The organism is Pseudomonas sichuanensis, from assembly GCF_003231305.1.
In the GTDB taxonomy this organism is placed as follows: domain Bacteria; phylum Pseudomonadota; class Gammaproteobacteria; order Pseudomonadales; family Pseudomonadaceae; genus Aquipseudomonas; species Aquipseudomonas sichuanensis.
Genome location: NZ_QKVM01000061.1, coordinates 1 through 20,455 on the forward strand (window position 1 = coordinate 1; position 20,455 = coordinate 20,455).

Here is a 20,455-nt window from a genome sequence, read left to right on the forward strand (position 1 = left end):
CCGGATCGGAAAAGATCAACCCCGTGATATGGTTCCCCACCGTATCCGTCCGCCTTCACGAGAGCGCCCGATGGCCAACACGACCTCACTGCACCCAGGTTTCATGATCGTTCAGGGCAATCGCCTGGATGACTTGCGCAATCTGGTGGTGAGTGTGATGCGCCGCTTTCCCTTGGCACCGTTGGAAAACGAAATTGCCCTGGTACAGAGCAACGGTATCGCCCAGTGGCTGAAACTGGCGCTGGCCGAAGACCCGCTGGACGGCGATCTGGGCGGCTGCGGCATTGCCGCCGCAATCGACGTGCAGTTGCCCGGCAGCTTCATGTGGCAGCTATATCGAAGGGTGCTGGGCCGCGATGAAATCCCCGAAGTGTCGCTGCTCGACAAAGCCCCCCTGACCTGGCGCCTCATGCGCCTGCTGCCGGAGGTCATCGAGCGCCCGCACTTCGAGCCCCTGCGCCGCTTCCTCACCGATGACAGCGACCTGCGCAAACGCTATCAACTGGCCGAACGCCTGGCCGACCTGTTCGACCAATATCAGGTCTACCGTGCCGACTGGCTCAAGGATTGGGCTACCGGGCACCATGTGCTCAACACCGCGCGCGGTGAACGCAAGCCACTGGCTGCCGGCAACCGCTGGCAGGCCGAGCTGTGGCGAATCCTGCTCGAAGACGTAGGCGAAGAGGGCATGGCCCAGAGCCGCGCCGGTGTGCACCAGCGCTTCATCGAACGTATAAACAGCCTGGAACAAGCGCCCGCTGGCCTGCCCGCGCGATTGATCGTGTTCGGCATCTCATCGCTGCCGGCACAGATCCTCGAGGCCATGGCCGGTCTGGCACGCTTCAGCCAGGTACTGCTGTGCGTGCACAACCCCTGCCGGCACCACTGGGGCGACATCGTTGCCGACAAGGACCTGCTGCGCCACCAGTACAAGCGCCAACAGCGCAAGCAAGGCATGCCCATGCAGCTGGACGACGAGCTGCTGCACCAGCACGCGCACCCGCTGCTGGCCGCCTGGGGCAAGCAGGGCCGTGACTACATCAACCTACTCGACAGCTACGACGACCCCGGCAGCTATCAGGCCGTGTTCAGCGATGGCCGTATCGACCTGTTCAGCGACGGTGACCCCAAGACCCTGCTCAACCAGTTGCAGGACGACATCCTCGAACTTCGCCCCCTGGCCGAAACCCGCGAGCTGTGGCCCCAAGTGGACCCTGCCAAGGACCGCTCCGTGCGCTTCCATGTGGCCCACAGCCCGCAGCGCGAAGTCGAGATTCTGCACGACCAGCTGCTGGCCCGCTTCAGTGCCGACCCCAGCCTGCGCCCGCGCGACATCATCGTCATGCTCCCGGCCATCGACACCTACGCCCCGCACATTCGCGCGGTGTTCGGCCAGCTGGAGCGCAGCGACCCCCGCTATATCCCATTCACCCTGACCGACCAAGGCCAACGCGGCCGCGATCCCCTGCTGATCGCGCTCGAACACTTGCTGAAGCTGCCCGACAGCCGTTTTGCCGTGAGCGAGGTACTCGACCTGCTGGATGTACCGGCAGTGCGCGCCCGCTTTGCGATCGAGGAAAGCGACCTGCCCACCCTGCATCGCTGGATCGAGGGCGCCGGCATCCGCTGGGGCCTTAACGCTCGGCAACGCGCCACGCTCGGGTTGCCCGAGGGCCTGGAGCAGAACAGCTGGCGTTTCGGCCTGCGCCGAATGCTGCTGGGGTACGCGGTGGGCGTAGGTGAAGGCTGCGATGGCATCGAGCCCTACGACGAGATCGGCGGGCTCGATGCCGCCCTGATCGGGCCGCTGGTTGCCTTGCTCGACGCCCTGGACATCGCCTGCCAGGCACTTTCGCAGCCGGCCACGGCCACGCAATGGGGCGAGCGCCTGCATGCGTTGCTGCAGATCTTCTTCCTGGCTGAAAACGAGCACGACGAACTGCTGCTGGTGCAGCTCCAGGACCTGCGCGACACCTGGCTGGAAACCTGCGAGGCGGTCAGCCTGCAAGACCTGCTGCCGCTCACCGTGGTGCGCGAGGCGTGGTTGTCAGGCCTCGACCAGGGCAAATTGTCCCAGCGATTCCTCGCAGGTTCGGTGAACTTCTGTACCTTGATGCCCATGCGCGCCATCCCGTTTCGGGTGGTCTGCCTGTTGGGCATGAACGACGGCGACTACCCGCGCGCGCAGCCTCCGCTGGACTTCGACCTGATGGCCAGCGACTACCGCCCGGGCGACCGTTCGCGCCGTGAGGATGACCGCTACCTGCTGCTCGAAGCTCTGCTGTCGGCGCGTGACCAACTGTACGTCAGCTGGGTCGGGCGCAGCATCCGCGACAACAGCGAGCGCCCGGCCTCGGTGCTGATTGGCCAGTTGCGCGATCATCTGGCCGCCGGTTGGCAACTGGCCAAGGCCAAACCCGGGCAGAAGGACGATGCGGGGCAACAACTGCTGCATGCCCTGACCCAGGAGCACCCGCTGCAACCGTTCAGCCAGCGCTATTTCCAGAAAGGCAGCCCGCTGTTCAGCTTTGCCCATGAGTGGCTGGTCCTGCATCAGGATGCCGCCGAGGCCCAGGCCGCCCATGCCCCGTTGTTGCCCTACGCCAGCGATGAGCCATTGAGCCTGATGCAGTTGCAGGATTTTTTGCGCCATCCCGTCAGGCACTTCTTCAGCCAGCGCCTGAAAGTCTACTTCGAAGCACTGGAAGCACCCACGCCGGACGAAGAACCCTTCGCCCTCGATGCCCTGCAACGCTACGGCCTGAGTGAAAGCCTGCTGGGGGCCGCCTTGGCCGCGCCGGACAACCCCGAGCAGGCGTTGCAGGCCCAGGCCCGCCGCTTGCAAGCCTGCGGGCTGCTGCCGCTGGCCGGGTTCGGCGAGGCGTTGCAGGCCGAGCTGATCCAGCCCCTGCCAGACCTGCTGCAGCGCCATGGGCAATTGCTGCAGCGCTGGCCAACGTTGGTGGAAGGCGCCTTGCCGATCCACTTCGAACACGGCCTGCACCGCCTCGAGGGCTGGCTCGGCCGGGTCTACCAGGCCGACGACCAGAGCCTTCTGAGCATTGCCACCGTGCCCAACACCCTCAGCGCCGGGCGCAACAACCTCAAGTGGCACCGGCTGATCCCGGCCTGGGTCATGCACCTGGCCGCCTGCGCCTCGGGCTACCCGTTGCACAGCGCGCTGGTGGCCAGCGACCTCACCCTGCTCCTGGCGCCGTTGCCGCAAGGCCAGGCCGCCGAACGGCTGGGCGAACTGCTGGTGGCGCGCCAGGCGGGCATGAACGCCCCCCTGCCGGTCGCGGCCAAGACCGCGTTCGCCTGGCTGGCCCAGGAAGATCCGGACAAGGCGCTTGCCGCCGCCGCCCGCGCCTACGAAGGTGACGGCCTGATCAGCTACGGCGAGCGCAGCGAAAGCCTCGCCCTGGCCCGCCAGTACAGCGACTTCGCCGCGCTGGTGCTGGATGAAACCTTCGAAGGCTGGTGCGAAGCCTTGTACCGCCCCCTGTTCGCAGCGCCCTGGCAAACCCTCGGCAACCCGGAGAGCGCCCAATGAGCCAAGCCCGCCCGCTGGCCTTGAGTTTCCCCCTGCACGGCAGCCAGCTGATCGAAGCCAGTGCCGGCACCGGCAAGACCTTCACCATTTCGGCGCTGTACCTGCGGCTGATCCTCGGCCACGGCGGCGAGCAGGGCTTTGCCCGCGAGCTGCTGCCCCCGCAGATCCTCGTGGTGACCTTCACCGACGCCGCCACCAAAGAGCTGCGTGAACGCATCCGCGCTCGCCTGGCCGAGGCGGGCCGGTTTTTCCGCGGCGAGCTGGATGACGCCGACCCGCTGCTGCACCAGTTGCGCGACGAGTATCCACAGGAGCATTGGCCACGCTGTGCCAGCCGCCTGGAGATCGCCGTGCAGTGGATGGACGAGGCTGCGGTATCGACCATCCACGGCTGGTGCCAGCGCATGCTGCGCGAGCACGCCTTCGACAGTGGCAGCTTGTTCACCCAGAGCCTGGAAACCGACCACAGCGAGCTGCTTGGCCAGGTCATGCGCGACTACTGGCGGCGCTTCTGCTACGGCATGCGCGGCGAATCCCTGGCCTGGGTGCGCGGCCACTGGGGCAGCCCCGATTCACTGCTGCCGCGCATCCGGCCCTTGTTCGGCCGGGTGCGCAGCGAACAGCACGACCAAGACCCGCAACAACTGATCGAAGCGACCCTGCGCGAGCGCAGTGAGCAGTTGCGCCAGCTCAAGGCGCCATGGGCCGCCTGGGCCGATGAGCTGCAGCAGATCTGCCGCGACGCCGTGGCCGCCAAGCAAGCCGACGGCCGCAAGCTGCAGGCGCGCTATTTCGAGCCCTGGTTCGACAAGCTCAAGGCCTGGGCTGGCGACGATCAAGCCATGGACCTCGACCTGGGCACCGGCTTCACCCGCCTGACCCCCGACGGCATGGCCGAAGCGTGGAAGGTCGGCGAGCCGCCGGATCATCCAGCCCTGCACGCCATGCAAACCTTGCGCGAACAACTGCAGGGGCTCGCCAGCCCCGAGGTGCGCGTGCTGGAACATGCCGCCGCCTGGGTCTCGGCCCGCTTCGAAGTGGAAAAGCGCCGCCGCGCCGAAATGGGCTTCGACGACATGCTGCTGCGCCTGCAGCATGCGCTGGCCAGCGAGTCCGGCGAGCGCCTGGCCGGGTTGATCCGCGAGCAGTTCCCGGTGGCGTTGATCGACGAATTCCAGGACACCGACCCGGTGCAATACGGCATCTTCGAGCGCATCTATCGCATCACCGAGAACAACCCGCAAACCGGCCTGTTCATGATCGGCGACCCCAAGCAGGCGATCTACGCCTTCCGTGGCGCCGACATCTTCACCTACCTGGCTGCCCGGCGCGCCACCGCCGGGCGCCTGCACAGCCTGGACACCAACTACCGCTCGAGCCAGGCCATGGTCGCGGCCGTGAACCGGGTCTTCCTGCAGGCCGAGGCGCGTGAACAAGGGCGCGGCGCCTTCCTGTTCCGCGCCCATGGCGACAACCCCTTGCCCTTCGTCGAGGTCCGCGCCAAAGGCCGTAGCGAGCAGTTGCTGATCGACGGCCAGCCCACTGCGGCGTTGCACTGCTGGCATCTGCAAAGTGACGAGCCCGTGGCCAACACCCTGTATCGCCAGCGCCTGGCCGCCAGTTGCGCCAGCCATATCGTGGCCGTGCTCAACGGCGGCCAGCAGGGCGTCAGTGGCTTTGCCGGCAGTGACGGGGCACTGCGCCCGTGCCTGCCGTCCGATATCGCCATCCTCGTGCGCGACGGTCGCGAAGCGCAGTTGGTCCGCACCGAGCTGGCGGCCCGCGGGGTGCGCAGCGTCTACCTGTCGGACAAGGACTCGGTGTTCGCCGCCCAGGAAGCCCACGACCTGCTGGCCTGGCTCAAGGCCTGCGCCGAGCCGGACGCCGAGCGCATGCTCAAGGCTGCCCTGGCCAGCCTGACCCTCGGTTTGCCGCTGATCGAACTGGAACGCCTGAACCAGGACGAGCGGGTCTGGGAAGACTGGGTCATGCGTTTTCGCCGTTACCGCGAGATCTGGCAGCGCCAAGGCGTATTGCCGATGCTGCGCCGCCTGCTGCACGACTTCCACCTGCCGCGCAGCCTGATGGCGCGTACCGACGGCGAGCGGGTGCTGACCAATCTGCTGCACCTGGCCGAACTGCTGCAGCAGGCGGCCGGCGAGCTGGATGGCGAGCAGGCATTGATCCGCCACCTGGCCGAGCACCTGGCCAACGCCGGGCAGGCCGGCGAGGAGCAGATCCTGCGCCTGGAAAGCGACGAGCAGTTGGTCAAGGTGGTGACCATCCACAAATCCAAAGGCCTGGAATACCCCCTGGTGTACCTGCCGTTCATCTGCACCAGCAAGCCGGTGGATGGCTCGCGCCTGCCGCTGTCCTGGCATGACGACGACGGCATCGCGCACCTCACGCTCAGCCCCGATGCACCGCAGGTCGAACGTGCCGACGACGAGCGCCTGGCAGAAGACCTGCGCCTGCTGTATGTCGCCCTGACCCGCGCCCAGCACGGTTGCTGGCTGGGTGTCGCCGACCTCAAGCGCGGCACCCAGCGCAGCTCGCAACTGCACCGCTCGGCCCTGGGTTACCTGCTCGGCGGCGGCCTGCCACTGTCGGCGTCCAGCCAACTGGGCGAGTGGCTGCAGGCCCTGGCTGCGAACAGCCCGGCCATCATCAGTGGGCCAGTGCCCGAGGCAGACGAGCAAAGCTACCGCACCCCCGCGAACGACAGTGAGCTGTTGCCGGCACGCAAGCCTCGACGGGCCGCCGCCGAGCAGTGGTGGATCGCCTCCTACAGTGCCCTGCGTGTCGGCGATCAGACGCTCATCGCCGACAGCTCCCAGGCCCAGCAACTGTTGGACGATGAAGCCCTGGACAGCCAGCTGCTGCGCGAAGTGCCGGCCGAGTCCGGCGATATCCACCGCTTCCCCCGTGGCCCTAACCCCGGCACCTTCCTCCATGGCCTGCTCGAATGGGCAGGCCAGGAAGGCTTCGCCGCCGTGAGCGGCCAGCCCGAGCTGATCGAGCACACCGTGGGCCGGCGCTGCAACCGTCGCGACTGGGCCGGCTGGATCCCCACGCTCAGCCAGTGGCTGCAGCAGATGCTGGTACAGCCCATGCCGTTGCAGGGCGCTACCCTGCAACTGGCGGCGCTGAGCCAGTACCAGATCGAGATGGAGTTCTGGTTTGCCAGCCATCAGGTCGATGCCGTGCGCCTCGACCAACTGGTGGTTCGCCATACCCATGACGGCGCTGCGCGCCCGGCGCTGCAGCCGACCCAGCTCAACGGCATGTTCAAGGGCTTCATCGACCTGGCCTTCGAGCTGGACGGGCGCTACTACGTGGCCGACTACAAATCCAACTGGCTCGGCCCCGACGCCCAGGCCTACGGCGCACTGGCCATGGAGCAGGCGATCCTCGAGCACCGCTACGACCTGCAGTACGTGCTCTACCTGCTGGCCCTGCACCGCCAGTTGCGCGCCCGCCTGCCCGACTACGACTACGACCGCCATGTCGGCGGTGCCCTGTTCATCTTCCTGCGCGGCACCCACGCGGCAGGCCATGGCCTGTATCACGCCCGGCCGCCACGGGCGCTGATCGAAGCCCTCGATGCGCTGTTCCGTGGCGAGCACGCGCCCGCGCAGCAGGACCTGTTTGCTGGAGCCACGACATGAGCCGCAGTCTCGACGACCTTCTGCCGACCCCGCTGCAGGCCGAGCACCTGTCTGCCCTGGCGCCGCTGCACGACAGCCACGACCTGCTGGCCCTGCTCGACCGCTGGGTGGAGCGTGGCTGGCTGCGTGCGCTGGACCGGGCTTTCGTCGGCTTCCTCGAAGAGCTCGCCCCAGGCAGCGATCCGTTGGTGCTGCTGGCGGCGGCGCTGGCCAGCCACCAACTGGGCCACGGCCATGTCTGCCTCGACCTTGCCCAGACCCTGGCCGAGCCGGACTTCGCCCTGTCGCTGCCGCCGGAAGGCGATGCCCTGGCCGGGCCGCTGCTGCTGCCTTCGCAGTTGCTGGCCAGCCTCGACCTGAACACCTGGTTGCAGCGCATCGACCAAAGCCCCTTGCTGGCCGCAGGCGGCAGCCGCGCACAGCACACCCGCCCGTTGGTGCTCAGCGGTGAACGTTTGTACCTGCGCCGCTACTGGGCTTATGAGCGGCGCATCGATAGCGCATTGCACGAGCGCCTGGCCCGCCAGCAGCCGTTGCAGGAGGACCTGTCGACGCGCCTGGCGCAGCTGTTCGAAGGCGCTGCCCCCGGCAGCGAAGTGGACTGGCAGAAGCTTGCCTGCGCCCTGGCCACCCGTGCCGGTTTCAGCGTCATCACTGGCGGCCCCGGCACCGGCAAGACCACCACGGTGGTGCGGCTGTTGGCCCTGCTGCAGGCGCCGGCGGTAGAGCAGGGCCGGCCCCTGCGCATTCGCCTGGCGGCGCCCACCGGCAAGGCCGCGGCACGCTTGACCGAGTCCATCGGCCAGCAGGTCGAGCGGTTGCAGGTCGACAGCGCGGTGCGCGCGCAGATCCCCACCGACGTCAGTACCGTGCACCGCCTGCTCGGCAGCCGCCCGGGCTCGCGCCACTTCCGGCACAACGCAGGCAACCTGTTGCCACTGGATGTGCTGGTGATCGACGAGGCGTCGATGATCGACCTGGAAATGATGGCCAACCTGCTCGACGCGTTGCCACCCAATGCGCGGCTGGTACTGCTGGGCGACAAGGACCAGCTGGCCTCGGTGGAGGCCGGTGCGGTGCTGGGCGACCTGTGCCGCGACGCCGAGGACGGCTGCTACTGGCCGCAGACCCAGGCCTGGCTGGAGCAGATAGGCGGCCAATCGCTGGCCAACAGCGGCCTGAGGCCGGGCGAACACCCGCGCAACCCGCTGGCCCAGCAGATCGTCATGCTGCGACATTCCCGGCGTTTCGGTGAAGGCAGCGGCATCGGCCAGCTGGCACGGCTGGTCAACCGCCAGCAGGCCCCCGAGGCCCGCGCACTGCTGGCCAGCAAGCCCGATGACGTCTTCTGCCTGACCCTCGGCGGCGAGCACGACAAGCGCTTCGACCGCCTGCTGCTCGAAGGCCTCAACCGCGGCGCCGAAGGCCCGCAGGGCTATCGCAGCTACCTGCGCAATATCGGCCGCCTGCGCCCGCCACCGGGCACCCCGGCAGAGGATCCGCGCTGGGAACAGTGGGCCGGCGAAGTGCTGAGCCGTTTCGAGGACTTCCAGCTGCTGTGCGCGGTGCGCAAGGGCGCCTGGGGTGTGGAAGGCCTGAACCAGCGGGTGGAGCGGGTGTTGCACAATGCCGGGCTGATCGACAGCCAGCAGCTGTGGTACGAGGGGCGCCCGGTATTGGTCACCCGCAACGACTACGGCCTGGGCCTGATGAACGGTGATATCGGCATTGCCCTGCGCCTGCCCGATGACCAGGGCCAGGCTCCGCTGCGCGTGGCCTTCCCGCGTAACGACGGCAGTGGCGGGGTGCGTTTCGTCCTGCCCAGCCGCCTGAGCGAGGTGGAAACCGTGTTCGCCATGACCGTGCACAAGTCCCAGGGCTCGGAGTTCAGCCACACCGCGCTGGTGCTGCCCGACGCACTCAACCCGGTGCTGACCAAGGAGCTGGTGTACACCGGCATCACCCGGGCCAAGCACTGCTTCAGCCTGATCGAGCCGCGCAGTGGCGTGTTCGAGGAGGCTGTGGGGCGCAGGGTACGACGTGTTTCGGGGCTCATGCTGGAACAGTTGTGATACGGGCGTACCACGTTGCTGTGCTATCGTTGCGGCATTATCTGGCAACTTTTTGAGAGATTTCCCACCATGACAGTGGCTGTCTCGGTCTTGAGGCGGGTGAAGGATTGCGCGCGCTCGCTGCTGATGGCCACGCTTTTGCTGACCGGCGTGTCCGCCCAGGTGCAGGCCGCCGAGCCGAGCGCGCAAGCGCAGCAACGGGCCAAGGCCGTGACCCAGGTGGTGCTGGGCATCCTCAGCTATGCCCGCTGGCCCGCCGAACCCAACCCCCTGCGCCTGTGCCTGGTCGGCCCCACCGAATACGCCGACGACCTGATCAAAGGCACTGTGCAGAGTTCCGGGCAGCCACTGCAGGTGCGCCGCCTGCTGGCTGGCAATGCCAGCCTGGCCAGCGCCTGTGACGCCGTTTACATCGGCAAGCTCGAACCCGGCGAGCGTGATCGCCTGTTCCAGGCCATCAGCGGCCACCCGGTGCTGAGCATCACCGAAGCCGACGACCCCTGTACCGTGGGCAGCCTGTTCTGCCTGCGGGTCAGCGATCAGCAGGTGGCCTTCGACGTCAACCTCGACTCGGTGGCGCGCAGCGGCGTGCGCATCCACCCCAGCGTGCTGCAGTTGTCGCGGCGGCGGGCGGCGCAGCCATGAGCCGCCCTGGCCAGCGCATGCCCCGGCCGACCTTGCGAGCGGCGCTGGGGCGTGGCCACCTGGGCATTGCCCTGCTCGCCGCCGGCCTGGCCGGGGTCCTGGTGACCCTGCTCGGGGTGGCCGCCTTGCGCGTCTATGCCAACCACAACCTGCATTTGATCGCCCGCTCCATCAACTACACCGTCGAAGCCGCCGTGGTGTTCGACGACAGCGCTGCGGCCAACGAGGCATTGGCGCTGATCGCCACGACCGAAGAGGTGGCCGAGGCCAAGGTCTTCAACAACGATGGCGAACTGCTCGCCCACTGGCAGCGCGATGACCGAACCCTGATGGCACGGCTGCAAAGCCAGGTGGCGCGGACCCTGCTGGAGCAGCCGATCAACCTGCCTGTGCAGCACATGGGCCAGAAGGTCGGGCATGTCGAACTGGTCGGCCAGGGCGGCAGCCTGTTGCGCTTCCTGCTCAGTGGCCTGGTCGGGATCCTGCTGTGCACGGTGCTCAGTGCGGTACTGGCGTTGTACCTGTCGCGCCGGCTGTTCGCCGACATCATCCGCCCGCTGCGCCACCTGGCCAGCGTGGCCCACGCCGCGCGCCGCGAACGCAGTTTCGACCGGCGTGTGCCGCAAGCCCAGATCGCCGAACTCAACGAACTGGGCAATGACTTCAATGCCTTGCTCGACGAGTTGGAGGTCTGGCACAGCCACCTGCAAAGCGAAAACGAAACCCTCGCCCACCAGGCCAGCCACGACAGCCTCACCGGGTTGCCCAACCGTGCCTTCTTCGAGGGCCGCTTGAACCGCAGCCTGCGCAGTGCCGAGCGCCAGGACGAGCGCCTGGCCCTGCTGTTCCTCGACAGCGACCATTTCAAGCAGATCAACGACAGCCTCGGCCATGCCGTGGGTGACGAAGTGCTGATCACCATCGCCAGCCGGGTGCGCGCGCAACTGCGTGAGCATGACCTGGTGGCGCGCCTGGGCGGCGACGAGTTCGCCGTGCTGCTGGCGCCGCTGCCGGCGCGTGAAGATGCCCAGCGCATCGCCGAGAAGATCATTGCCAGCATGCAGCTGCCGATCCTGCTGGAGGATGGCACCCGCATCACCAGCTCGCTCAGTGTCGGTATCGCCTATTACCCGGACGACGGCCACGACCCGGCCAGTCTGCTCAATGCCGCCGATGCGGCGATGTACCAGGCCAAGCGCAAGCGCCGTGGCCATTGGCAAGTGGCGCAGACGGAACGCTGCGCCACGGATGTAAAAAGCACAGGAGCTGAACCGTGATCGACCGTTTGTTATCGCTGCGTTTGCCGTTGTTCGCCATGGCCCTGGCCCTGCTCGCCCTCGGCGGCTGCCAGAGCGTACCGCCCAAGGGCCTGACGCCCGAGCAGGTGGCCGTGCTCAAGCGCGAAGGCTTTGCCCCTATCGATGAGGGCTGGGCCTTCGACCTGTCCGGCAAGGTGCTGTTCGGCAGCGACCTGGACAGCCTCAACCGCCAGAGCGAAGAGATCGTCGAGCGCATCGGCAAGGCCCTGCTGTCGGTGGATATCCAGCGCGTGCGCATCGACGGCCACGCCGATGCCTCGGGCAAGGCCGCCTATAACCAGCAGCTGTCCGAACGCCGCGCCCAGAGCGTGGCCAAGGCGCTGGCCGGCATCGGCATGCAGCCGCAGAACATCCAGACCCGCGGCCTGGGCAGCAGCCAGCCGGTGGCCGACAACCGCACCAGCGCCGGGCGCATGGAGAACCGCCGGGTGTCGATTGTGGTGGCGTCGGACTGAACGCTGCGTAGTACCATCGCGGGGCAAGCCCGCTCCCACGGGATAGCCCTCAAGTTCAACCTTGAGCGAACTTCATATCCCGCGTCTCCCCCATCAACAACGGCGCATTCGCCTCGGTCACCTCACGGATGTAATCCCACAACAGGGTGATCCGCTTGAGCTTGCGCAAATCCTCCCGGCAGTACATCCAGAACGACAAAGAGGGAAAGGGTTAACCCAATGATTACAAGGGCTTGACCACCATGAACACTTTCCCACAGGAGCACCCTGTCACAAGTGCTGTCACAAACCGCACGTTGCCATTGAGGCCAAATTGCCGGTTAGCGAGTCCTTACCATTACCGACGACACGGAATCTACTACCTGCGCCTTCGTGTGACGGGCAGCGCAAGTCGCACGGTGTCTGTCTCTCTCAAGACCACTGATCGCAGATGGGCAATGCAAGCATCTGGTCGTCTCATGGCATCGCTTCAATCGTTCCACCTGGAACGCCCTGACGCCTCATGGCGCGATTTGAGGGAGCATCTGCTGACGCTGGTGAGTAGGACGCTTATATCTTCTGATGATGGCCACCCTCTATGCTACTGGGGGGAGTTATACCGCAGCGTTGCTGTTAGCCCCTCGTCGGTATTCGCACCGCATAGTGAGGTGAGGAATACGGCTACGGAGCTAGCGGCAACCCCTATGACCTTCGATGTGCTCTCCCGGCTTTACATGGCTGATCGTGGCAAGGACCAAAAGCCCACGACTTTGAAGGAGACGATCCTGTGCCATAAGGTGATTGCTGAGAATCTGGATGGGTTGGATTTGAGGAACCACTCCAGGGCAGACCTTGTGGCACTCCGGGAGCGGTTGGCAGAAGGCCGGATGCCTTCGACAGTGAACAAACTGATCGTGAAGCTTTCGGCTGTCTTTACCTGGGCCGTCGAGAACGGGCATCTGAGCAGGACCTACGACAAGAAGCTGAAGCTTACAAGAGGGGTTGAATCGACCCGTAAGGCTTTCTCCCAGCTCCAGGTGAGCAAGCTGATGGACTACGCAAACGGTCTTCCTGAGACCTCCTGGAAGCGATGGCTGCTCAGCTTGGGAATCATCACTGGCGGGCGGCTGAAGGAGATATGCCAGTTGACTACGGGCGACGTTGTGACCACGGACTCTGGCCTTGTTGCAATTCACATCAACGAGACCGGTGAAGGCAAGTCAATCAAGAACAAGCAGAGTGAGCGGCTGGTGCCACTTACTGATGGTGCCTATGGGTTCGATCTGGCTGCTTTCCTAAGGTATGTCGATGAGTCCCGCCGCAGTGGGAGCGAAGCCCTAGCCCAGATTGGTTACAGGCCGTCGGGTGAGTGGGTCAACCAAAACGCTATCCCTGCTGCCTTAGGAGACTCCTACGAGCGTGGCTTGGTCTTCCACTCACTGCGGCATTCTCTGGCTTCGTTGATGCAGGCCAAAGGTGTTCCTACAACTCACGCTCAGGCTGTGATGGGGCACGCTTCTGGCACGATCACGTTTGACACATATGGATCCGGGGTGCCGACCGTGACCATCGCAAAGCTGCTCAGAGAGCTTTTCTATGCTCATTGCGCGATAGGGGTGGATTAGGAGAGGTAGGAGTTACGGGAATAGTAGCGGTTATCCAGTAGGCGGGTGAGGGCATCTCATCACAAGAGAGGCTGTGGATAAGTCAATCGGAGGATACTCGTTCTTCACCGTCATAGAGCTGGATAAATACACAGATCGGTCTGCTTTGGTCATTCAGGGGCCCTCAATAGGCCCTAAAAACGATAAGAAGCGGAGGTCCTTGGTAATGGGGTGATTGTGCTTTCCTGTGCTTAAATCGAGCTGTAGGAGGTCGGCTTGAATTTTTTTTCTGTTAGCTGGACGAACGGCTTCCGTTAGCGGAACGCCGCGTAAGCCAAGGGCTGCGGGGCTTTGCGCCCAGTTAAGGCACATGTTATCCACAGGTTAATAACAGGTGCTAATGGCTCAGAGCTATTGATTGTGGAAAAAGATGCCGCTATGGTGGCAGCACAAACGCAAAAACCCCCAATTAAGGGGGTTCTGCTGAAGAATGCTTGCAGGTAGCCACGATACGTTTGGCGACAGAAACGTGACTACCCGCACCCTCCGACGCATACGTTTGTAGACGCTTACATCGAGAGAAGGACGCCATTTAGCCAACTGCTGACCTAGCCGTCAACAGGTAACTGATTGGTGGTCGCCTCTGGATGCTTGCGAACCACTCTCGCATTCACAAAGGTAAGACCATCATGACCATTAGTGCCAGCTCCAAGTGTGTGCTTGTGCATCGCTACCGCCGCTTCCGCTTCGGAAGGTGGGAGGACGTATGTCAGCACCTCAGATCGCTACCTCGCTGACCTAGCTCTGTTGAACCGCTCAAGCAATTGGGCGGTTTAGACACCGCTTTGCTAAATCACCTTGGAGAGTTGACATATGGCTACATTTCTCATTGGCTATGACTTAAACAAGCCCGCTCAGAATTACGGTGAACTCATCGAGGCCATCAAAAGGGTGGGGATGTGGTGGCACCACCTTGATTCGACTTGGATTGTTAAGTCTGATAGTACCTGCGTTGCGATTCGGGACTACCTACTGCCCTACATTGACAAAAATGATGAACTATTGGTGGTCAAATTGACAGGCGGTGGTGCTTGGAGCGGGTTTAATAAGGCTGGTTCCGACTGGCTTAAGAATAATCTCTAGCGGCGTCTGGTTGCTTATAGGGCGTCCGTTTACCTAAACGGACGCTACTGCTAGACAAGCGGCTACTTCCGTAGGCAATCAATCGTTGAAGCGATAGCATCAGCGTTAGTGTCGAGAGCCTGCAAAGCCACTATCACATTGTCGTGGACGTTAACGGAGCCACGCTGGCGTATCCAGGTGCTCAGTTCCTCGATAGCAGCTCGCAGGGCTGTCTGGTTCATGAGCAGCAGCTCAAGGGCATCAGCGGTTGCAGCGGCCTTGTCGTCCATATCAGGGATTTCCTTATCCTAGCGGTGATGCACGGTTTTGGGAGCCTACAGGACGTTAAGACTAGCTGGCAGGGAAGACGTTTTTCCAGCGGCCATTTTCCTAATTTTTTTTCCGGCACCCTGTTCGAAAAACGTCCTACGATTCCTGGCCAGAAATATCTGAGAGAGGGATTTTGAGGTGTCGCACTGTGACAGCTTAGAATTGGCCAATCGGTTGAAAAGTTGGCCATATGGCAAGCGGTGCTTAATGCCCTACGCCGGCTCCGTAGAGCGCCATGCAGGCGATGTGAAAATATCTATGGGGTGGAAGCAGGTCGCCTTGGAGCGTCGCCAAAATCGCTTGCTGTGAGGTTGCAGAGATATTCAGCCGTTAGTGTCGAACGACAACTGAAGGCGAGTCATCAGGCGGGATACAGTCATAGGTTGAAATGCACCGCCCCGTGCTGTGGTCACGCCTTTTGAGTTGAGGCACTGGGCAATAGCAGCAAACGAAGTGCAGCCATCGTACAAGCACGCTTTGATGTGGTGAGCGATTGCATCAGCCCGACTATCTGCATTCACCTGCTTAGCCTTTACAGCGGCGCCGTTGCCCACTGCCCACGCCTTCGCGCGGCCAGCGTCACGACGGGCTATTTTTTGCTGAGCTTCAGCATCACCACTGGCGGCGAGCTTCTTCAGTTCGGCCAGGCCAGCCTTTGTACGGGCGCGGATTTTCAGCAGCTCTTCTTCAGCGAGTAGTGATTTGATGTTCCGCAGCAGGCCGCTGCTATGAACGTCCTCTGCCTCGATGAAGGTGTATTTCTTCTGTAAGGTTACGAAGTGTGCGTGATCCCGTGTGAGGCGGTCGATCCGATGCACGACAATTGGGCAATTCAGGCCTTTCGCCATTGCGAGTGCGAGGCGACACTGTGGGCGGTCTTGAGGGTCAATGGCACCTGATACACCCTCATCAGTGAACTGAGCGACAATCTCCCACCCGTGCGTCTCGGCTGCGATCTTGATGGCGGCGAACTGACCGCCTACCGACAAGCACTGATCGTCTGTACTCATCCTTGCGTAAGCCACTACCTGCATCGCTTCCTCGGCTCATCATGCGGTGTGTGCCGATTTTAACATATTGCTGATGACCGTCTACGAAATGTTAAGGCAATGTTCGTGCACTCGGTTGCGAACCTTCGGCTTCGTGGGGCTTCTGGTTTGCACTCTGGTGCCATGGATCAATTAGGGCCTCAGCGTATGACTATCCCCGATAGCTTTGCGAGAGGGTTGTGTGATGGGCTGTCGTGCTTCCAGAGCTGTCTACTCCTTTGATAGTCGGCAAGCCTTCGTCCGCAGCGTTGCTGATTCATCATAGGCTGGCCTCAACCAGCGCCAGTTATGCCCAGATAACCCGGTGCTAGGTCAGTCATGCGGTCTGGGTTGATCAGATGAGCCTCTAAGGAGGGCTCATCCGTATATAAACCATATATTTTGAATGGTTAATCGTTCAAGGGGCTTCAGCTTAGCTCCACCTGGCTCAATCCGAGTATTTTCGGGTGGCTAGGGTTTAGGTGGCCGGCAGTGGGGTGCTTGCCGAGTTGGGCGACGAATAGATAGCCAATAGATAATGTAATGGCGTTGTGGCGAATGACTGGTATCGACCCATAGCGGCCCTTCGCAAAGGACCGCAATCGGCAAAAGCTTCTAGTCACGAACGCTGCCTTCGACCCAGCGCAATCCTTCATCACGTTCGACAACAGCTGACACTGATCGGTGAATTCCGTAACGCCTGCGTCAGCGCACCGCTGTACCCAGACCGGCTGGATACCGCAAAAACCTGTTAGCTACTAACGGAACTCGAGGGCAGTTTACGGCTATCCGTTAAAAGCGAAGAGCCAGAAGCACCAGACCTATCAGCGCTTGATATAGACCATATTTTGCCGCGCAGTTGGCACATCCCACTGGCCGCAGAAAGATGATAGCGTGGCAGCCGACAGCGACGAGTCGGATATCGAAGTGATTGTGCGCTCTTGCGGCACATTGACGCCCTGGCAGCTCCTGATTCGTGAGCGGCATGAGAGCATCCCAATGCTAGGCAACTTGACACTGCTGAACCTCAGCGTCAATAGGACGGCGCAACACTGCGATTTCGCGGCGAAACGCGACAAGCTGATGCCAATGCTAGCCTTGGCCTCTATGTCCCACTGATTGCCACCTCTGCGCGGGACGAAGCCGCGATTCCAGCCAAAGCCCATGCCCTCGCCAACATAGCACTGACGATCTGTCCCAAAAACGAATGATGCCCTCCCACTAAGCACAGCAGGTAGGTCTATTCACGCTCCAGACTACGAGCATCTGCGGTGACCGCCTCCACAACCCTCGCCAGCTCCCGCACCAGGTCAGGCTCGAAACGCTCCAGGTAAGCTGCGATAGTCTGATTGCGCAGCATGCGAGACACATAGCCCTTGGCAACCACGAGTACCAGCATGGTTTCGCCGAGGGTGTCCTCGACCAACCGGTAATCGTGGTAGAGTTTTTCCATCTCCCGCTCCATGCGTGCAATGTCTTCAGCAGTCACGCCCTCACTGACTTTCTTTGCCTCAACCAGCTGATCAGGACGCGTTGCGGCCAATACCATTTCGGCGTAGCGACCAGTAAAGCAGTTGGCCGAAATCATCATCTCGACTAGTTCTATCTGGCGCATCGGCTTCATCTTACGCAGCACGCGAAAGACCGCCTGACTGACCATTCGCGTTTTCAGCATCTCAGCGACTTCCGGCGCAATCCCCCGCAGCAAATGCTGGCGCTCGCGGATGCGTCCAACGTTGACGCTCAAGACTTCGGCAATCCGCTCGGCGGTCGTTCCTTTGCGAATCGCCTCCAAAATCATCTTGTGCTCTTGAATCGGGGTAAGTCGGTTGACCTGCCGGTTGTAGGTAAAACCTTCGTCATCTGTCGCCAACAGGCACAACGCGTCTTCCGCCCCCAACTGTGCGAGCGCAGCTAGCCGCAAATGACCATCCAACAGTAGATAACGGGGCTCCCCTCCCGTCCCGTGAACTGGCTCGGGATGCACCGCGAGCGGCTCGACCACGCCCAACTCACGGATGGAGGCCAAAATCGCTGCGTATCTGACGGACGTCAGCATATCGTGGGTGACTTGGCGAGAGGGCAAGATCAGCGGTAAGCGGACGGTAATCAAATCGGGCTCAAAGGCACGCTTGACGACAGTCATGCGTCCCCCTGAATACGCTCGGCCAATACCTGCGGCATATCATCAATACCTTCACTGCGTAACATTGACCGGAAAAATTCATCGGCCAACAACCGACGCAATGCAGTCACGACGAAGAGCAATCGTTGCTCACCGATGTCCGCCTTCTTCACCATCAGGCGCTGACGGCGCACCTCAGTTTGATAGGCAGTCAGCAACTGGCGAGGAGTGGTCATGCGCTCGCCTCCATGCTGCCTACCATAGCCCTTGCCAAGAACGCGTCTTCGGTCGATCAGACGGCGCACCTTGATGAGTTCATCTCCTTTCAACAATCCACTTTCATAGGCTTCGACCATGGCGGCCTGGACCTGGGCATCGTCAGACCGTGCCACATGGATCGCGACTTTAATCGGTAGCCAGCCCTTTTCGACGGCAGCGATAAGGCGCTCCTCTCCCTGCCGCAACAAGATCAGAATGCCGCCAACATAGGCACGGTCCAAGCAGGTTTTCTGGGCAATCTGCCTGATGGAGTAACCACGCTCGTGCAGTACGTTGATCGCCATCAGCAAGTCGCGGTTCGAGTGCTTACGTCGCGCCAGATTCTCTACCAGGCTGATGAGATAGCGGTCCGCCTCAACCGCCGTCACCACGACCGCCGGAATGGCCGACTCCCCCAGGACCTTGAAGGCTTCGAAGCGCCCCTGCCCACAGATCAGGTCGAAACTCGAACCGTTACGGGTCACCGTGATCGGTCGTTTCAACCCCAGACTCGCAATGTTTTCCACCAGGCGTGCAAACACTTGTTGATTGCGACTACGCGGATTGAGCACGCGAATATCCGCGAGTGGGATCTGCGCAATAGGCGCCGCCTGCGCCACATGAAGTGCAAGATGCTCTCCCGATGTGGCCATTACGCAGCGCTCCCTAGGGGTATGCGTCGACTCAGGGCCGCTAGGATATCCAAGCTGCTGAACCGGTAGAGTTCCAATTCACGCGGATTAGTATCTCCCAGACGCAGGTGAGGTGCCGCCAAATCGATCATGGGAAAGAGGTAGTAATCAAGCACCTCCTGCTCACCGGGGAGCATGCGAACAGCGACAGTAAGGTCAGGTAACAAACCGAAATCGAAGCGTAGCTGCCAACGTCTGCGCACTGACTCTGAGCATTGACAGCGGCATAGCACCACCGAGATCGAGAACTCATCATTAACCCAAACCAGTTGAGTCTGGGGATCGACCGCAATGCGCCCTCCGACAAGACGAATGCGCTCCTGCGTGTCGGCCAAGATGTGCGGATACAGCTCTCGCAGCCGGCGATTAGCCTCCAGAAAGCTGTAGTCCCGTGCGGGGGAATAGCCAATCAGGCTGTAGCTGCGTAGCAAACTACCAAAGCGCTGGCGATAACAACTGCTGGAGGGGCAATCCTCTTGCTCATCAATGATCAACCCAGAAAGACAACCTCGCTCCGCAAATAGTTGCTTCAGCGTGGCCAGCATTTGCTCATCAGTCCAGTGCCGTGACCGCGCTCGAATAATGGCTTGCGCCGCGAGAAACAATCCGTGGTCAACCACTGAGGAGAAGGCACTGTCGGCCCGCACCAACTGATCAACCGGATTGGGTGTACGGGGCTGTTTCAGCTTGCCAGAAGTGCGATTCCAGACGTTGTTACCGATGTATTTTTCGTTGATCAGGACCTGATGCACTACGCCCCGTGTCCACGGTCGCTGGAAGTCTGTAAGAAGTCCACGCCGATTCAGTTGCGTTGCAATTTCAGCTTCGGTTCGACCTTCCCTGACAAAGGTCTGGTAAATGTCTTGAACGACCTGTTGCTCGGACTCGGGACCTGGCGTGAGGATTACCCGATCCGTCTGAAGGCTTTTGTACTCTCCCCGATCCAAGATTACTTTACGCTGCCCAGTTTGATCAATAAGTTGACGACGCAATCCATATCCAGCCGGGCCACCTTGTCGGTAGCCTAGCTGGATCAAGCGCGACTGCCCCGCAAACACCTTGACGGACAGCTCACGGCTGTACTCACCAGCCATCATGCGTTTAACACTCTTGATGATGCTGGATACCGGTGAGCCATCGTTAACGAACTGTTCGGCGCAATATTCGACCTTGACACCAGCCTGCCGACATCGAACTTCGTAGCTGGCGCTAACATCAGGGTCCTGAAAGCGCCCCCAGCGACTTACGTCATAGACCAGAACTACAGAGAAATCGGACTGACCCGAGTCGACGTCTCGAAGTAGCTGCTGAAGAGCTTCCCGACCATCCAGGCTCAAGCCACTTTTCCCCGCATCGGTATATAGCCGGACGATCTCCAGCTCATGTGCTGCCGCATAAACGCGAATGGCATCCAGCTGGTTTTCAGTGGAGTACTGCTGGTGCTCCGTCGACATGCGGACATAGGCAGCAGCTCTATTGCTGCCCTCGGTCGTGGATAGATGTGCTCGTCTCATTTGTAGATCGATGCCCCCTTAGCGACTTGGGGTCTACACCCATGTCAAGCCGTAGACTGCACTACACCTGCCGGCCTACATCAGATGCGCT

At 62.1% G+C, this 20,455-nt stretch carries 14 protein-coding genes and 1 pseudogene; 9 read left to right on the forward strand and 6 right to left on the reverse strand.

The window, feature by feature from the left end; all coding sequences use genetic code 11:
- Nucleotides 1-70 precede the first annotated feature (70 nt).
- The 6 genes from recC to yfiB all read left to right on the forward strand — a co-directional run bounded on the left by recC (nt 71) and on the right by yfiB (nt 11,712).
- Complete coding sequence (gene recC / locus DM373_RS24560; protein WP_110996035.1) at nt 71-3,553, forward strand: exodeoxyribonuclease V subunit gamma; 3,483 nt, start codon at nt 71-73, stop codon at nt 3,551-3,553.
- Nucleotides 3,550-7,221, forward strand: coding sequence for an exodeoxyribonuclease V subunit beta (gene recB, locus DM373_RS24565; protein ID WP_110996036.1), 3,672 nt, complete (start codon nt 3,550-3,552; stop codon nt 7,219-7,221). Before recC ends, recB begins: the two co-directional genes overlap by 4 nt.
- Nucleotides 7,218-9,293 carry an exodeoxyribonuclease V subunit alpha gene (gene recD, locus DM373_RS24570; RefSeq protein WP_110996037.1) on the forward strand — a complete coding sequence of 692 codons (2,076 nt, stop codon included), beginning with the start codon at nt 7,218-7,220 and terminating at the stop codon, nt 9,291-9,293. Before recB ends, recD begins: the two co-directional genes overlap by 4 nt.
- A gap of 69 nt (nt 9,294-9,362) precedes the next feature.
- Nucleotides 9,363-9,938, forward strand: coding sequence for a regulatory sequestration protein YfiR (gene yfiR, locus DM373_RS24575; protein ID WP_110996038.1), 576 nt, complete (start codon nt 9,363-9,365; stop codon nt 9,936-9,938).
- The gene (gene dgcN / locus DM373_RS24580; RefSeq protein WP_110996039.1) at nt 9,935-11,215 is read left to right on the forward strand and encodes a diguanylate cyclase DgcN/YfiN; all 1,281 of its coding nucleotides are present in this window, start codon (nt 9,935-9,937) and stop codon (nt 11,213-11,215) included. The genes yfiR and dgcN overlap by 4 nt, the downstream gene beginning before the upstream one ends.
- Nucleotides 11,212-11,712 (forward strand): outer membrane lipoprotein YfiB, encoded by a 501-nt coding sequence (gene yfiB, locus DM373_RS24585; protein ID WP_482822403.1) that lies wholly within the window; start codon nt 11,212-11,214, stop codon nt 11,710-11,712. The genes dgcN and yfiB overlap by 4 nt, the downstream gene beginning before the upstream one ends.
- 55 nt (nt 11,713-11,767) lie before the next feature.
- Here the strand turns inward: yfiB and DM373_RS24590 are convergent.
- Nucleotides 11,768-11,905 (reverse strand): annotated as a pseudogene (locus tag DM373_RS24590) (LysR family transcriptional regulator); the annotation flags it as partial.
- A 490-nt stretch (nt 11,906-12,395) separates the two neighbouring features.
- Here DM373_RS24590 and DM373_RS24595 point away from each other — a divergent pair.
- Together DM373_RS24595 and DM373_RS24600 are read left to right on the forward strand one after the other, a co-directional pair.
- Nucleotides 12,396-13,316 carry a tyrosine-type recombinase/integrase gene (locus tag DM373_RS24595; protein ID WP_244215125.1) on the forward strand — a complete coding sequence of 307 codons (921 nt, stop codon included), beginning with the start codon at nt 12,396-12,398 and terminating at the stop codon, nt 13,314-13,316.
- 852 nt (nt 13,317-14,168) lie between these two features.
- On the forward strand, nt 14,169-14,438 hold the full coding sequence (locus DM373_RS24600; protein ID WP_110996041.1) for a SinR family protein: 270 nt from the start codon (nt 14,169-14,171) through the stop codon (nt 14,436-14,438).
- A gap of 62 nt (nt 14,439-14,500) precedes the next feature.
- On the opposite strand, the gene DM373_RS24605 is transcribed toward DM373_RS24600, so the two are convergent.
- Nucleotides 14,501-14,707: a hypothetical protein gene (locus DM373_RS24605; protein WP_110996042.1), complete on the reverse strand. Its 207-nt coding sequence runs from the start codon at nt 14,705-14,707 to the stop codon at nt 14,501-14,503.
- 363 nt (nt 14,708-15,070) lie between these two features.
- Nucleotides 15,071-15,781: a recombinase family protein gene (locus DM373_RS24610; protein ID WP_110996043.1), complete on the reverse strand. Its 711-nt coding sequence runs from the start codon at nt 15,779-15,781 to the stop codon at nt 15,071-15,073.
- A 993-nt stretch (nt 15,782-16,774) separates the two neighbouring features.
- On the opposite strand from DM373_RS24610, the gene DM373_RS29335 reads away from it, so the two are divergent.
- On the forward strand, nt 16,775-16,894 hold the full coding sequence (locus tag DM373_RS29335) for a DUF1524 domain-containing protein (protein WP_244215128.1): 120 nt from the start codon (nt 16,775-16,777) through the stop codon (nt 16,892-16,894).
- Between the two features lie 121 nt (nt 16,895-17,015).
- Here the strand turns inward: DM373_RS29335 and DM373_RS24620 are convergent, their stop codons facing one another.
- Genes DM373_RS24620 through DM373_RS24630 form a run of 3 tightly spaced genes read right to left on the reverse strand, consistent with a single transcriptional unit; the run spans nt 17,016 to nt 20,364 of the window.
- The gene (locus tag DM373_RS24620) at nt 17,016-17,921 is read right to left on the reverse strand and encodes a ParB/RepB/Spo0J family partition protein (RefSeq protein WP_110996045.1); all 906 of its coding nucleotides are present in this window, start codon (nt 17,919-17,921) and stop codon (nt 17,016-17,018) included.
- Nucleotides 17,918-18,811, reverse strand: coding sequence for a ParB/RepB/Spo0J family partition protein (locus DM373_RS24625; RefSeq protein ID WP_110996046.1), 894 nt, complete (start codon nt 18,809-18,811; stop codon nt 17,918-17,920). Before DM373_RS24625 ends, DM373_RS24620 begins: the two co-directional genes overlap by 4 nt.
- Nucleotides 18,811-20,364, reverse strand: coding sequence for a recombinase family protein (locus DM373_RS24630; RefSeq protein ID WP_110996047.1), 1,554 nt, complete (start codon nt 20,362-20,364; stop codon nt 18,811-18,813). Before DM373_RS24630 ends, DM373_RS24625 begins: the two co-directional genes overlap by 1 nt.
- Nucleotides 20,365-20,455 lie beyond the last annotated feature (91 nt).